The following is a 14,282-nucleotide window of genomic DNA, read 5'->3' on the forward strand; positions in this document are numbered from 1 at the left end:
ATCAGATTCCCTTCAATCTGGCAGTCATCAGAATTGCGCAGACTGACAGGGAATCTGTGATCTCGGAGCGCATGACCATCTCCACAGCCTCGGCCAGCGGCACTTTCCTGACCTGCAGATCCTCCGTTTCTTCGGGTTCGGCCTCCTGCTGCGAAAGCTCTTCGGCTATATATAGGAACCCTTCTTCGTTTGTTGCAGAATTTGAAGTGTGAATACGGGCTAGTGTCGTCCATTTTGCGGCTACCAATCCGGTTTCCTCTTTGAGCTCACGTTTGGCAGCATCGAGTCCGTCGGCACCTAAAACGCCGCCGCCTTCCGGAATTTCCCAGGAATATTCGTCGATCGCATACCGATATTGTCCGACCAGATAAATGTTCCCTTCTTCGTCCACAGGTATGACGCCAATCGCCTGATTCTTAAATTTTACCAACCCGTAAATGCCCTTGTTGCCGGAAGGATTGATCACGTCCCGGTGACTTAATTCGAGCCAGGCATTTTCATAGACAGTTTGAGACGAAAGTGTTTTCCAGTTATTTTCTGTGGACATAACCCGCATTTTCTTAGTAATTTTAGGATCGGAATTTCAGATCCCAGATGCAAATAAACCAAAATAAGCGCAAACAACGTCTCATACTGCTGTCTTTTATAGCCAGCATTCTGCTGACAGGACTGAAATTTTTCGCTTACTATCTTACCTCTTCAAATGCGATTTTAAGCGACGCGCTGGAATCGATTATCAACGTAATCGCCAGCGGTTTTGCGTTTTACAGTATTTACCTTTCCGCCCAGCCCAAAGACAGAAATCACCCGTACGGGCATGGGAAAATTGAGTTTTTTTCAGCCGGATTCGAAGGTGCGCTCATCGTAATCGCTTCGCTGTTCATTATTATAGAGGCTATTCAGCGGCTCATGAATCCCGCCCCTATTCAGAATCTGCTGCAGGGATCAGGCTTTATATTATTTACGATCCTTGTTAATACTATTATCGGCTACAAGCTGCTGACCGAGGGTAAAAAGGCAAATTCGCTGGCATTGATCGCAGACGGAAGGCATTTAATGTCGGACAGTATTAGCAGTATGGTGCTGATATTGAGCGTTGGGTTGATTATACTGACGGGATATGCCTGGATTGACAGCGTCGCTTCCCTGCTTTTCGGGGTATTTCTGGCATATAACGGTTTGCAGCTAGCCAGTAAATCAGTCGCAGGCTTGATGGACGCGACAGACGAAATATTGCTGGAAAAAGTGGTGCAAACGTTAAAGACGAACAAGAAACCGGACTGGATCGACGTTCACAACCTGCGCGTGCAGCAATATGGTTCTGATCTGCATATAGACTGCCATCTGACGCTGCCCTATTACTGGGAACTTCAGAAAGTGCACGAAACAATTCATAACTTTGAAAATACCCTGAAAAGTAACCACACAGGCGAGACGGAGATTTTCGTTCATGCCGATCCCTGCCTGTTTCAATGCTGCTATTTTTGCAGGATCGACGATTGCCCGGTACGCCAGCACGCTTTTGTGCAGGACATTGAGTGGGATTCGGCGAAGCTGGTGAAGAATGAAAAGCTCTATACAGAGGCCAAGATCAATATTCAAGAATAAACTTTTAATCTAAATTCTACCAAAAATGTACGTTTCACGACGCGATTTTCTTAAACAGGCAGGAGCGACTGCGCTTGCTGCAACCACCTTTACCGATCTTTTTGCTGCTGAGCCTGCCAAGAAGCTTTGGTTTGACATTTCCCTCGCTGAATGGTCACTTCACAAAGAATTGTTTGCCAAAAAACTGACAAACATGGACTTCCCGGAACTGGCTAAGAAAGAATTCGGAATATCGATTGTGGAGTATGTAAACCAGTTTTTTAAAGACAAAGCTGAGGACAAAACCTACCTGAATGATCTAATAAAAAGACAAAAAGACAACGGTGTCACAGCGCACCTGATCATGATCGACGGCGAAGGCGGATTGGGCGAACTGGACGCTGCGGTTCGTAACAAAGCAGTTGAAAACCATTACAAGTGGGTTGAGGCGGCTAAGTATCTCGGCTGCAAGACCATCCGTGTGAATGCGTTCGGAAAGGGTTCAGACGAAGAAATTGCCAAAGCGGCGGTTGAAGGTTTGGGTAAACTGGGAGAGTTTGCAAAGAAAACAGGGATCAATGTGATCGTTGAAAACCATGGCGGCTCATCCTCAAACGGCCAGTGGCTGTCTGGCGTGATGAAGCAGGTAAATTTGAAAAACGTTGGTACCCTACCCGATTTCGGTAATTTCTGTATCAAGAGAAAAGCCGGTGGGTGTGAAGAATCTTACGACAGATACCAGGGCACGAAAGAATTAATGCCTTTCGCAAAAGGTGTGAGCGCAAAAACTTACGATTTCGACGAAAAAGGGAACTGTATCGAAACAGATTATACCAAGATCCTAAAAATCGTTAAAGACGCAGGTTTCAAGGGCATCGCAGGAATCGAATACGAAGGAAGTAAGCTTTCGGAACGTGAAGGTATTAAGGCCACGAAAGCGTTGTTGGAAAGAGTGGGACCGATGGTTTAGGGAGTAGTCATTGATTGTCATTTATAGTCATTGAGTCATTCGTTGCATTTTACACTAAAACAACAAATGACCTAATGACTACAAATGACTTAATAATTATTTTTTTCACATCCCCAAATAACTCAAAAACTCCTTCTTAGTCGTCTCATTTTCAAACTTCCCACCGTAGTAGGCAGTGACTGTGGAGCTGCCTGAATCTCTGATGCCGCGCGACTGGACGCACATGTGCTGGGCGTCGATTACCACGGCTACATCCTCGGTCTGCAAGGCTTGTTTTAATTCATTGGCGATCTGAACGGTCAGCCTTTCCTGAACCTGCGGGCGTTTAGAATAGTATTCCACAATCCGGTTCAGTTTCGAAAGTCCGATCACTTTACCACTTGAAATGTAGGCCACGTGCGCCTTTCCGTAGATAGGGACAAAATGGTGCTCGCAGTTGGAGAATACCGAAATATCCTTTTCGACCAGCATCTGGTCATATTTGTATTTATTGTCAAAAAGCGTGACCGCAGGTTTGTTTTTTGGATCCAGTCCGCTAAAAACCTCCTGGATAAACATCTTGGCCACCCTTTTTGGAGTTCCTTTGAGGCTGTCATCGGTCATGTCCAGGCCCATTATTTCCATAATATGCCTGAAATGTTTTTCGATCAATTCCATTTTGACCTCATCCTCCATGGCAAAAGCATCCTTTCGAAGCGGTGTTTCGATGGAGTTAAATACGTGATCGTCACCAATTTCTTCCAAATCCAAAAGATCAGTTGGCGGGATATTCGACAAAGTTCCGTTCGGTTTCATATAATCTGATTTTCAGGTCGAGCCCTGAATCAATTTTTGGTCTTAAAATGGAGTAAATAACGATTGCTATATTTTCAGCAGAAGGGTTGAGGGACTTGAATTCTGCTACATCAAGGTTCAGGTTTTTATGGTCAAACCTGTCGATCACAAATTCTTTCAATATCTCACTAAGTACTTTCATATCAATCACATAACCAGTTTCGGGATTAACCGCTCCTGTCACCTGAATGATCAGCTCATAGTTGTGGCCGTGAAAATTGGGATTGTTGCATTTACCGAAAACAGCAGCATTCTTTTCGTCAGACCATTCGGGGTTATGAAGACGATGAGCCGCATTGAAATGCTCCTTTCGGAACACAGCCACCTTTTGCACCATATTGTAGATCACTTAAATTGATAATCACTTTAAATGTCGTAACAAAGTATGTGTCCAACACATTTAAAGCTTCGAGCCTGCGTGAAATGCTCATCGGAGTCACTTGCTTTGGATTAACCACATTTCCGGATAAAATGTTCACACCAATGCAAATTCATCAGAACTGTAATTGAAAGTGACCGGATTTTTTTAAATCGTAAAAAAATTAAAAAACTGCTTAATGCGTGTAAATTGCGGCGAAACGCAGAATAAAGAGCGCCTTAATTGCGAATATGCAGTATTGTATACAAAAAGTTTAATTTATTACCGATAAACCCTGGACAACCAATTAATCCTTATTTAAATGAGCAAAAAAAATAGCTACCTGATGCCCCTACTGATCATTGGCGTCATTTTCTTTATTATGGGTTTTGTCACCTGGGTCAACGGAACGCTGATCAGTTTCTTCAAAAAGGCATTTTCGCTCGACAATACAAGTTCTTACCTCGTCACATTTGCATTCTTTATTTCCTATACATTGATGGCGATTCCGTCGTCCATGGTTCTGAAAAAAACAGGGTTCAAAAACGGAATGTCACTCGCCCTGCTGGTCATGGCAGCTGGTACTCTGATATTTATTCCCGCCGCTTCCATGGCGTCTTACGGATTATTTCTCGTCGGTCTGTTTACGATTGGTATTGGTCTGACTGTCTTGCAAACTGCCTCAAACCCTTACGTTACGATCCTGGGCCCCCGCGAAAGTGCTGCCCAGCGCATCAGTATTATGGGTATCGCCAACAAAACAGCCGGCGTCATCAGCCAGCTGATATTCGGGCAATTGCTGCTGGCAGGCGCTTCTTCCATTGACCCGAAAGATGAACTGGACAAAGTCGTTACCCCCTATATCGTGCTGACGCTCGTTCTCGTCGCAACTGCTATCATGATCCGCCTTTCAAAAGGATTGGTAGAAGTGAGCGAAGAGGAAGAAGAGCCGGTGATAAGCCCGTCGTCTCAGGTGGTTGCAAATAAGACCAGTGTGCTGCAATTTCCTAACCTTGTCATGGGTGTGATTGCACTGTTCTGTTATGTGGGTGTAGAGGTAATTGCAGGAGATACGATCATCAGTTATGGTATAGACCTTGGTTTTGCGGAAGAAGAAGCGAGGCTGTTTGGTACCTATACATTATATGGTATGATGTTCGGTTACATTCTGGGTGTGGTATTGATTCCGAAGTACGTTTCTCAGCAGGCATACCTTAAATTCTGCGCGATATTAGGCGTAATCGTCACGGTGGTGGCGGTAATGTCCACGGGCTTCACTTCGGTGCTTTGCATTGCGGTGCTCGGTTTTGCGAATGCGGTCATCTGGCCGGCATTATGGCCATTATCGCTCAGCGGACTGGGTAAATTCACAAAAACTGCCTCAGCGCTATTGGTAATGGGTATTTCCGGCGGCGCTATTCTCCCGCTGGTTTACGGCGGCGTTGCCGACTCGATCGGCAGCACCCAGCAGGCTTACTGGATCATGCTTCCGCTCTACCTGTTTATTCTCTATTTCGGCCTGTTTGGTCACAAAAAGAAAAGCTGGTAACTAATGAGGATTTCCACCCCCGGCCGCATTTGTCTTTTTGGTGAACATCAGGATTATCTCGGACTGCCAGTCATAGCAGCGGCGATTTCGCGCAGAATAGGTATAGAAGGCACTTACCGGAATGACCAAAAAGTAATTCTGCATCTACCGGACCTTGGATTACGAGAGGAATTTTCGCTCTCGGATACTTTTCCCTATGTCATCCAGCGCGATTATTTCCGCAGTACTATCAATGTATTGAAACGTAAAGGATTGGTTTTTTCGAGAGGGTTTGAATGTACCATACATGGCAATATTCCGATCAACTCAGGTACTTCAAGTTCATCGGCGCTGATCGTTTCCTGGGCTCATTTTCTGGATAAAATGAGTGACAACCCGGTTAATTTTTCTCAAAAGGAGCTCGGTGAAATAGCGAATGCAGCAGAAGTGCTTGAATTTGGTGAACCGGGAGGTATGATGGACCATTATTCTACTGCTATCGGAAATGTGATCTATCTTGAATCTACGCCTGAAATCAGGGTTGAGACGTTGACGCCAAAACTTGGCGCTTTCGTGCTGGGCGATTCTTTGGAACCGAAAGACACATTGGGTATCCTGGCAAGGTGCCGTTTTGGAATGGAAGATGTGATTAAGAAAGTAACTTCTTTTAATCCGCAATTTTCTATTTTCAGCACGCCGACTGAGCATTTGACAGACTACCAGAATATCCTTTCAGATGACGAAATGGGCCTTTTGAAAGCGAATATCGACGACCGGGATATTTTGCTAGAGGGGAAATTATTATTGAGCAAAAATATCGAGGGCGCTGTTGATCGGTCATTTGACGAAGACTTCGGTAATTTGCTTTACAGGCACTACAAAAATCTCCGCGACTACAAACGGACTTCAACGCCTAAAATCGAAAAAATGATGGATGCGGCATTGCAGGCTGGCGCGCTGGGCGGGAAAATAAATGGCTCTGGCGGCGGAGGATGCATGTTCGTTTACGCTCCCCAAAAGGCCGAAGAAGTAGCAGAAGCAATTGAAAGAGAAGGCGGTAAGAGCTATATTATTACGGTAGATTCAGGAACTATACTGGAAGACGCGCAACCCTAAAAAGGCACGATTGTAATTCCGATTGTGTTATTCTTTTCAGACCTTTGTGGCTGCTGGATCTCATTAAAAATTCCATGATCATCACACCTTCTGAAACGAAAAGTAAGCTTTACTGTCCATCGCTGACAGCATATCAACGCAGAAAAACCATTACCATCAATATCGGGGATCTTCCCATGGGCTCCGACTACCCTATCCGGGTGCAGTCCATGACCACGGTGGACACAATGGACACGCAAGGTTCTATTGATGAAGTAATCAGGATGGTAGATTCGGGCTGTGAATATGTGAGGATCACTGCCCCCAGCGTCAAAGAAGCCCAAAACCTTGAAAATATCAGGAATGGTTTGCGTAAAATAGGCATTCACGTTCCATTGATCGCGGACATTCACTTTACCCCCAACGCAGCCGAGCTGGCTGCCAGGATCGTGGAAAAAGTGCGGATCAATCCGGGCAATTATGCTGATAAAAAGCGGTTTGAGATCATAGATTATACCGACGCTTCCTACGCGGCCGAACTCGAAAGGATCAGGGAAAAATTTATTCCGCTGGTTAAAATTTGCAAGGAATATGGTACCGCTATGCGCATCGGTACCAATCACGGTTCCCTGTCCGACAGGATTTTGAGCCGCTACGGCGATACACCGCTGGGCATGGTCGAATCTGCACTTGAATTTCTGAGGATCTGTGAAGAGTTGAATTACTTCAATATAGCCCTGTCGATGAAATCCAGCAACACACAGGTGATGGTGGAAGCTTATCGTTTGCTGGTGCAGCGTCTCGACGAGGAAGGTTTGAAACCATATCCATTGCATTTGGGCGTGACCGAAGCGGGTGAAGCAGAGGATGGGCGCATTAAGTCAGCAGTTGGTATCGGTACTTTGCTCGAAGACGGGCTGGGAGATACTGTCCGCGTTTCGCTGACCGAAGCACCTGAGAAAGAAGCACCGGTTGCGCGCGCCCTGATTGAAAGGTATACGAACCGCGTTCCGCACGAGGCGATCGAGGCGATTGAAAATTGTCCGATCAATCCATTTCAATATACCAGAAGAGAAACCCGGGAGGTAAATAATATCGGGCATTTGAATGTCCCGAGGGTAATCGCCGATTATTCCAATATCCCGGTCCAGAACCTGGCCGACTTGAAAAGTATCGGCCACTTTTTCTTGCCGGTACCCGACAAATGGGCTATGAACGATCTGGGCGCCGATTATATTTATACCGCCAAAAACCCGGTCCCGTTCATGTTACCGAATGGATTGAAAGAAATTTTAGACTACGAACAATGGGTACTGCATCCTGAAAAAGCCAACAAATTTCCGCTGTTTCAGGTACAGGAATGGATGGGTCGCGATGCGCAGCAAATCTCAGGGCAGCTCAATTTTATAAAAGGAAATATCCATTCGCTGGATCATGTATTTCTGGAAAGCATACGCGATGCAGGCAATGTGGTCCTGGTAGTTTTCACGGAGAACAAACACGCAATGCCGGAGCTGCGCCGCTTTTTTTACAAACTTACGGAGCTGAAAGTGAAAGTGCCCGTAATTATCCGGAGAACTTATAAAACCGATATTGGCGACAAGCTTACGCTTTACTCAGCGACGGACATCGGCGGCTTACTGGTAGACGGTTTTGGCGACGGCGCAATTTTGTCCCCAGAATTTTCAGAGGATATCTTACACGACGACAGACTCTCAATTGCGGCGGCTTACAACAATATCGCATTCGGAATTTTGCAGGCGGCGAGAACCCGGATGTCGAAAACTGAATACATTTCGTGCCCGTCCTGCGGCAGGACCTTGTTTGATTTGCAGGAAACTACCGCCATGATCCGTAAACATACTGAGCATTTGAAGGGTGTAAAAATCGGTATCATGGGTTGTATCGTAAACGGCCCCGGTGAAATGGCCGATGCCGATTATGGTTATGTAGGTATGGGTAAAGATAAGATCGCGCTTTACCGCGGCCAGGAAGTGATCAAAAGATCGGTAACTGCTGCAAAAGCGGTGGAGGAGCTGATAGAGCTGATTCGCGAAGATGGCCGCTGGATCGAACCGGAGGAGAGAGAAGTGTATGTTTAGTTTTTGGCTATTAGCCGTTAGCTGTTAGCTTTTAGGCGCTGCGATGCATTTTTACAGCGTAAATACCTCGGCTAAAAAAAAGAGCATACTTTTAAAAAATTAGGGTTTAAACCAAAAAACTAACGGCTAACAGCTAATAGCCAAAAGCTATATGAAAAAATACTTTCAACTGGGTGACGTTTTTTACTATTTCGTCCGGGTTTTTAAGAAAAAAGACCCGAATTCCCCCGACTCGTTTAACCTGCGCATGATGCACGGAATCAACCGCATTTCGATCATTATGTTCCTGATTTGCGTGATTGTAATGATCGTCAGAGCACTTACGAGATGAATTTAGAAACGCTGCGCGAGTATTGCCTTCATCTGCCGGGAGTCACCGAAGAGCTGCCTTTCGGGCCTGATACATTGGTTTTTAAAGTAAAGGGAAAAGTTTTTTTGCTCACTTCGCTCGACGCCCCGAGTTTCGGGTTTAATGCGAAATGCGATCCCGAAAAAGCAATGGAGCTGAGAGAAAAATATCCGGACGTATTGCCCGGATATCATATGAACAAGAAGCACTGGAATACTGTAAATGTGACAGGCAGCATTCCAAGCGAAACACTATTTCAGTGGGTTAAAGACTCTTACGATCTGGTAGTAGCGGGTTTGCCAAAGAAAGACCGGGAAACACTTCAGTTGCGCTCAAAGTAACAAATCATATGCACTCCGGCTGTGCGTCGTGGAACAAGTACTTGCCAGTCTGAGCGCACGGGCCCTCCCGGCTGCCGAAGACTATTTTGCAGCCTTCATTTCTTCGTCCAGCTTCTTGCTGAGCGTTTCGCACAGGCCTTCGATCGCTTCTGCCATTCCACGGTCGTTCGTTGCGGTCAGCATGGTGTCCGCGATGCCGCTCATTAATTCGATATAGAACCGCTTCATTTCAAAAACCTCCATATCCTTTGTCCAAAGGTCGATTTTGAGGGTACCTCTGTGGTAATGGTCCCAAACGGCGATTGCGATGGCGCGGGTGTCGTTGATACCTTCATTCGGATTGTCGGTTGCATCCCAAAATATCTTTTCCGGTATATTTTTATCGTCGAGTTCAACGGTGAAATGTATTTCTGATTTTTTCATACAAGGTGTTAATTTTCAGCAAAAGTAAGCATTATGCTTTTACGAATGCCTTCAAATACTATTTTCCCGACTTGCTGAAAACCTTTTTCAATAGGTCGGTCACACGGGCACCCGGATCTTCGCGGATCTTCTTTTCCTCCTGCGCGATCAAAACATAAAGCCCGTCAATCGTCTTTTGCGTTGCGTATTCTTTCAGGTTTGGATTTACCTTTTTTACCAAGGGAATCTGGTTATAGGTATTCACGATATCCGTGTAGTATTCCGTCGCTTTATTAAGGTTCAAAGTGCTGTCCACAACCGGGAAGAAAGTTTTGAACAGCTCATCATTTGTACTCTTTTTAAGGTATTGCGTAGCAGCATCATCCTGGCCTTTCAGGATTCCCAGCGCATCGGGAACGGTCATGGAAGTTATCGCTTTTACAAAAATCGGTTTGGATTTCTTTGCGGCATCCTCCGCTGCGCGGTTCAGTGAGAGGGTAAATTTATCAACCTGAGCACCAAGCCCCATTTTCCGAAGCGTTTCCGCTACTTTTTGCGCTTCCGGCGGTACGGTGATCTTGATCAGTTCATTCTTAAAAAAACCGTCCACTTTCGAAGCTTCGGCAGACCCGTTACTGATCCCTACGTTCAAAGCCTGTTTGAGGCCCTGTACTATTTCATTCTCACCTAGCCCAGTGTCTTTTCCGCTGAGTTTGTCAAGTGCTTTTCCAAGGTTAAACTGTGCCATCGAAACCGGCCCGGAAAGCAGGGAAAGCAATGTTATGACTAAAAATTTGTGTTTCATTACAATTGAATTGGTTGGTACTGTACTGTGGTTCAAACGTACTCAATAACGATTAATTTTACTTATTTTTGGGAATTAACGGTTCTTAACAATCCATTTTCAACAAGATGATTTCCTCTACCAGGGCTGAAATAATTACCATAGGCGACGAAATTCTTTTTGGTCAGATTATCGACACCAACACCCAATGGATTGGCACTCAATTGACTGACATTGGCATTCGTCCGGCCCGCAAAACGTCGGTCGGGGATAACAAGCAGGATATTCTCAGTGCATTTTCAGAAGCAAGCCAAAGAGCCAGCGTGGTCATTGTAACCGGCGGCCTTGGACCTACCCGGGACGATATCACGAAACATACTTTTTGCGAATATTTTGGTACAGAGCTTGAAATCAACCAGGAGGCCCTCGCTTTGATAACCGCCTTTTTCGCGAAGCGCGGCCGGACCATGACCGAACTGAATATCCAACAAGCCGCTCTTCCAAAAAACTGTACCTATATCCCCAATCTCTGGGGAACAGCACCGGGAATGTGGTTTGAGCAAGATAATGTGGTGTATGTTTCCCTTCCGGGTGTCCCTTATGAAATGAAGAACCTGATGGATCATGAAATACTGCCCAGGCTTAAAGCGAGGTTTTCGACGACCATTATCCAGCATAAATCGGTCCGCACGATTGGCATAGGTGAATCTTTTCTTGCCGAAAAAATAGCAGATTGGGAAACTGCGCTTCCTGAGCACATTAAGCTCGCCTACCTGCCGCATTTCGGTCAGGTACGCCTGCGGCTGACAGGCACCGGCACAGATCAGGATCTTCTGAATGCAGAATTGCAGGCGCAGGTAGCCACATTGCTTCCTTTGATAGAAGAACATGTATTTGGGTACGATATTGACGAGCTGGAAACTGTGATCGGAAAACTACTTGTCGAAAATCAAGCGACATTGGGGACAGCAGAAAGCTGTACAGGAGGATACGTCGCCAGCAGGATCACTGCGGTGCCGGGATCTTCCGGGTATTTTGAAGGATCTGTGGTAAGTTACAGTAATGCTGTCAAGATGAATGTTTTGGGAGTAAAACAGGAAACATTGCAGGCTTACGGAGCTGTAAGTGAGCAAACTGCCCGGGAAATGGCCGAGGGAGCGAGAAGAGTGCTCAATACTACATTTGCAATCGCCACAACCGGCATTGCCGGACCCGATGGCGGGACCGCCGAAAAGCCGGTGGGAACCGTCTGGATCGCCTGCGCAACGCCGGATGAAACTTTCACCCAGCTGCTGACGCTTCGGAACGACAGAAAAATAAATATCGAGTTGACATCTTCTTATGCCCTTAATCTTTTGCGGAAAACGATCCTCAAAAGCATTTTGAACGTTAGGGAATAGAATTAATTACAGGCGACGCTTGTTGCCGGTTAATACAATCAGTATGAAAATATTAGAGATGGTAATGCCTTCAATGGGCGAAAGCATAATGGAATGTACGGTACTCAACCTCCTGAAAAAGGAAGGTGATGCCGTGGCAATCGATGATTCCATCATGGAAGTAGCTACGGATAAGGTGGATACCGAAGTGCCTTGTCCTTATGTGGGCAAAATTGCAAAATGGCTTGTCAGCGAAAATGATGTAGTGCTGATTGGCAGTCCGGTGGCTCAGATCGAAGTAGATGATGATACGCCGGAAGAGTCCCGGACTATCCCGGCTGAGCCGCAGGAGGAACTTGTCGAAGAAGCGGCAGTCGCTTCCCAGCTTGAAAAGGAATATGAGCAGGTAGTCAGTAAAAAGCGGGATGCGCCCTCCAATGCTTCGGGAAATAATCAGTTCTATTCTCCTTTGGTATTAAGCATTGCGAGAGAAGAGGATATCAGCCCTGCGGAACTCGCAGAAATACCGGGCAGCGGCCAGGAAAACCGCGTTACCAAAAATGATATCATCGCCTTCCTGGAAACCAGACATAAAAAACCCCAGGTAACTCCAGCCGCTACGTCACTGAATGGCAGCAGCGAAATCGTGGAAATGGACCGTATGCGCAAGATGATCGCGCAGCGCATGCTGGAATCGAAGCGGATATCGGCGCACGTCACTTCGTTTATTGAAACAGATATGACGCCGGTTGTCCAGTGGCGTGAACATGTAAAGAATGACTACCGTAAAAAGTCAGGAGACAGCATTACGTTCACTCCTATCCTGATCGAAGCTGTTGTTAAAGCAATAAAGGATTACCCTTTGATCAATATTTCGGTCGACGGCGACAAGATCGTTAAAAAGAGGGAAATCAATATTGGTATGGCCGTCGCCTTGCCCGATGGCAACCTGATTGTGCCGGTCATTCATCACGCGGACCAATACGACCTGCCGGGACTGGCAAGAAAGGTAAATGAACTTGCGAAAAGAGCCCGGGAAAACAAGCTGAAAGCCGACGATCTTGCAGGAGGCACTTACACCGTTTCCAACATCGGAGCATTTGCCAACCTGATGGGCACCCCGATCATTGTGCAGCCCCAGGTGGCCATTATGGCATTTGGTGCAATTAAAAAGAAACCTGCCGTGATCGAAACACCACAAGGTGACCTTCTGGGGATTCGCAGCATGATGTTCATTTCGCACTCTTACGACCACCGCGTCGTGGATGGCTCGCTGGGCGGTTTGTTCCTGAAAAGGGTTAATGATTATCTTGAAAATTTTGACACCCACAGAACCCTGATCTGATGCTGCGATTAACCCTGGACATGGATGATGTTTTGGCCAATACGCATGAAAAGCTGGTGAATGTGGTACTCAACGATTTTGATACAAATTACACAGAAAAAGACCTGCTGCCCAGAGCGTTACGCGAAGTACTGCATCCAAAGCAACTAACAAAGCTGAATCGGATAATCGATTCGCCAGGCTTTTTTTCAGATATAAAAGTAAAGGAAGGAGCGCAGGAGACGGTGTACCAGTTATCGAAGTTTTATGAACTGTTTGTCGCAACGGCCTGTATGGAATTCCCCAACTCTTTCAGGGATAAATTTGATTGGCTTAAAAAGCATTTTCCTTTCATACCCTGGACCCATATTGTTTTTTGTGGTTATAAAAGCATCATTCAATCGGATTATCTGATTGACGATCACGTGAGAAATCTGGTTGCTTTTAAAGGGCAAGGCATACTGTTTTCTGCTCCTCATAATTTGAAGGAAACAACATTCAAACGCGTTTCAAACTGGAACGAGGTGTCAGAGTTATTTTTACCGATCTCATGAAGCTACTATTAATTGAAGATGAGCCGAAGACGCTGCAATCCATTAAGCAGGGATTGGAAGAAAATGGCTACGAAGTAGATATCGCTTACGACGGGCTGATCGGGAAACAACTTGCGAAGAACAACTCTTATCAGCTGATAATCAGCGACATTATCATCCCTGGCATCAATGGTATCGAGCTCTGCAGGGAAATACGGAGCTGGGGTGATGAAACACCGATCATAATGCTCACAGCCCTGGGAACCACGGACGACAAAGTTACCGGACTTGACGCCGGCGCGGATGATTACCTGGTCAAACCATTTGAATTCAAAGAATTGCTCGCAAGAGTCCGTGCGTTGACAAAGCGGGGCGCCAATGTGGGACATACTGCCCAGGTGTTGCGTTTTGCTGATCTTGAAGTTTCCATAGACGCAAAAACCGTGCATCGCTCGGGTAATAAGATCAATCTGACAGCCCGTGAATTTAATCTGCTCGTTTATCTGATCAGAAATCAGGGAAGGGTTATTTCAAAAGTGGAAATCGCCGAGCAGGTCTGGGATATTGGTTTTGATACCGGCACGAATGTGATAGAAGTTTATGTCAATTATCTGCGAAAAAAAATTGACAAAGATTACCCGGTGAAATTGATCCATACTCTTTTTGGCATGGGTTATGTGCTTAAAGTCGAATAGT

Annotated in this window: 16 protein-coding genes; 11 read left to right on the forward strand and 5 right to left on the reverse strand. The window is 45.9% G+C overall.

The features are described 5' to 3' along the window. Position 1 precedes the first annotated feature (1 nt). Positions 2 to 556 carry an NUDIX domain-containing protein gene (locus FXO21_RS27135; RefSeq protein ID WP_149643027.1) on the reverse strand — a complete coding sequence of 185 codons (555 nt, stop codon included), beginning with the start codon at positions 554 to 556 and terminating at the stop codon, positions 2 to 4. A gap of 38 nt (positions 557 to 594) precedes the next feature. Between FXO21_RS27135 and FXO21_RS27140 the strand changes: the two genes are divergently transcribed. Both FXO21_RS27140 and FXO21_RS27145 read left to right on the forward strand, forming a co-directional pair. Continuing rightward, positions 595 to 1,608 carry a cation diffusion facilitator family transporter gene (locus FXO21_RS27140; RefSeq protein ID WP_149643028.1) on the forward strand — a complete coding sequence of 338 codons (1,014 nt, stop codon included), beginning with the start codon at positions 595 to 597 and terminating at the stop codon, positions 1,606 to 1,608. A gap of 25 nt (positions 1,609 to 1,633) precedes the next feature. After that, positions 1,634 to 2,557 (forward strand): sugar phosphate isomerase/epimerase family protein, encoded by a 924-nt coding sequence (locus FXO21_RS27145; RefSeq protein ID WP_149643029.1) that lies wholly within the window; start codon positions 1,634 to 1,636, stop codon positions 2,555 to 2,557. Between the two features lie 105 nt (positions 2,558 to 2,662). Here FXO21_RS27145 and folE read toward each other — a convergent pair whose 3' ends face one another. Together folE and FXO21_RS27155 are read right to left on the reverse strand one after the other, a co-directional pair. Continuing rightward, positions 2,663 to 3,352, reverse strand: a complete 690-nt coding sequence (folE, locus tag FXO21_RS27150; protein WP_192579344.1) for a GTP cyclohydrolase I FolE — start codon at positions 3,350 to 3,352, stop codon at positions 2,663 to 2,665. Next, a complete protein-coding gene (locus FXO21_RS27155) occupies positions 3,312 to 3,728 on the reverse strand; it encodes a 6-pyruvoyl trahydropterin synthase family protein (RefSeq protein WP_149643030.1) in 417 nt (138 codons plus the stop codon). The genes folE and FXO21_RS27155 overlap by 41 nt, the downstream gene beginning before the upstream one ends. Positions 3,729 to 4,071: 343 nt before the next feature. Between FXO21_RS27155 and FXO21_RS27160 the strand changes: the two genes are divergently transcribed. The 5 genes from FXO21_RS27160 (at position 4,072) to FXO21_RS27180 (ending at position 9,164) form a co-directional block, all read left to right on the forward strand. After that, complete coding sequence (locus tag FXO21_RS27160) at positions 4,072 to 5,298, forward strand: sugar MFS transporter (RefSeq protein ID WP_149643031.1); 1,227 nt, start codon at positions 4,072 to 4,074, stop codon at positions 5,296 to 5,298. 3 nt (positions 5,299 to 5,301) lie between these two features. Then, complete coding sequence (locus FXO21_RS27165) at positions 5,302 to 6,393, forward strand: GHMP family kinase ATP-binding protein (RefSeq protein WP_149643032.1); 1,092 nt, start codon at positions 5,302 to 5,304, stop codon at positions 6,391 to 6,393. A 74-nt stretch (positions 6,394 to 6,467) separates the two neighbouring features. Further along, positions 6,468 to 8,474 (forward strand): (E)-4-hydroxy-3-methylbut-2-enyl-diphosphate synthase, encoded by a 2,007-nt coding sequence (gene ispG / locus FXO21_RS27170; RefSeq protein ID WP_149643033.1) that lies wholly within the window; start codon positions 6,468 to 6,470, stop codon positions 8,472 to 8,474. Positions 8,475 to 8,625: 151 nt separating this feature from the next. Next, positions 8,626 to 8,805 (forward strand): DUF6728 family protein, encoded by a 180-nt coding sequence (locus FXO21_RS27175; RefSeq protein ID WP_149643034.1) that lies wholly within the window; start codon positions 8,626 to 8,628, stop codon positions 8,803 to 8,805. Continuing rightward, entirely contained in the window at positions 8,802 to 9,164 is a 363-nt protein-coding gene (locus tag FXO21_RS27180) for an MmcQ/YjbR family DNA-binding protein (RefSeq protein WP_149643035.1), read from the forward strand. Before FXO21_RS27175 ends, FXO21_RS27180 begins: the two co-directional genes overlap by 4 nt. Positions 9,165 to 9,245: 81 nt before the next feature. On the opposite strand, the gene gldC is transcribed toward FXO21_RS27180, so the two are convergent. Together gldC and FXO21_RS27190 are read right to left on the reverse strand one after the other, a co-directional pair. Next, entirely contained in the window at positions 9,246 to 9,587 is a 342-nt protein-coding gene (gene gldC, locus FXO21_RS27185) for a gliding motility protein GldC (RefSeq protein WP_149643036.1), read from the reverse strand. 58 nt (positions 9,588 to 9,645) lie between these two features. Beyond that, the gene (locus FXO21_RS27190; protein WP_149643037.1) at positions 9,646 to 10,371 is read right to left on the reverse strand and encodes a DUF4197 domain-containing protein; all 726 of its coding nucleotides are present in this window, start codon (positions 10,369 to 10,371) and stop codon (positions 9,646 to 9,648) included. Between the two features lie 107 nt (positions 10,372 to 10,478). Here FXO21_RS27190 and FXO21_RS27195 point away from each other — a divergent pair, with 107 nt between their 5' ends. Genes FXO21_RS27195 through FXO21_RS27210 form a run of 4 tightly spaced genes read left to right on the forward strand, consistent with a single transcriptional unit; the run spans position 10,479 to position 14,281 of the window. Continuing rightward, entirely contained in the window at positions 10,479 to 11,750 is a 1,272-nt protein-coding gene (locus tag FXO21_RS27195) for a competence/damage-inducible protein A (protein WP_149643038.1), read from the forward strand. A gap of 43 nt (positions 11,751 to 11,793) precedes the next feature. Next, positions 11,794 to 13,074 (forward strand): dihydrolipoamide acetyltransferase family protein, encoded by a 1,281-nt coding sequence (locus FXO21_RS27200; RefSeq protein WP_149643039.1) that lies wholly within the window; start codon positions 11,794 to 11,796, stop codon positions 13,072 to 13,074. After that, positions 13,074 to 13,607 (forward strand): 5' nucleotidase, NT5C type, encoded by a 534-nt coding sequence (locus FXO21_RS27205; protein WP_225865887.1) that lies wholly within the window; start codon positions 13,074 to 13,076, stop codon positions 13,605 to 13,607. The genes FXO21_RS27200 and FXO21_RS27205 overlap by 1 nt, the downstream gene beginning before the upstream one ends. Then, entirely contained in the window at positions 13,604 to 14,281 is a 678-nt protein-coding gene (locus FXO21_RS27210; RefSeq protein WP_149643040.1) for a response regulator, read from the forward strand. Before FXO21_RS27205 ends, FXO21_RS27210 begins: the two co-directional genes overlap by 4 nt. The last annotated feature ends 1 nt before the right edge of the window (position 14,282 follow it).

This window comes from Dyadobacter sp. UC 10, from assembly GCF_008369915.1.
Taxonomy (GTDB): Bacteria; Bacteroidota; Bacteroidia; order Cytophagales; family Spirosomataceae; genus Dyadobacter.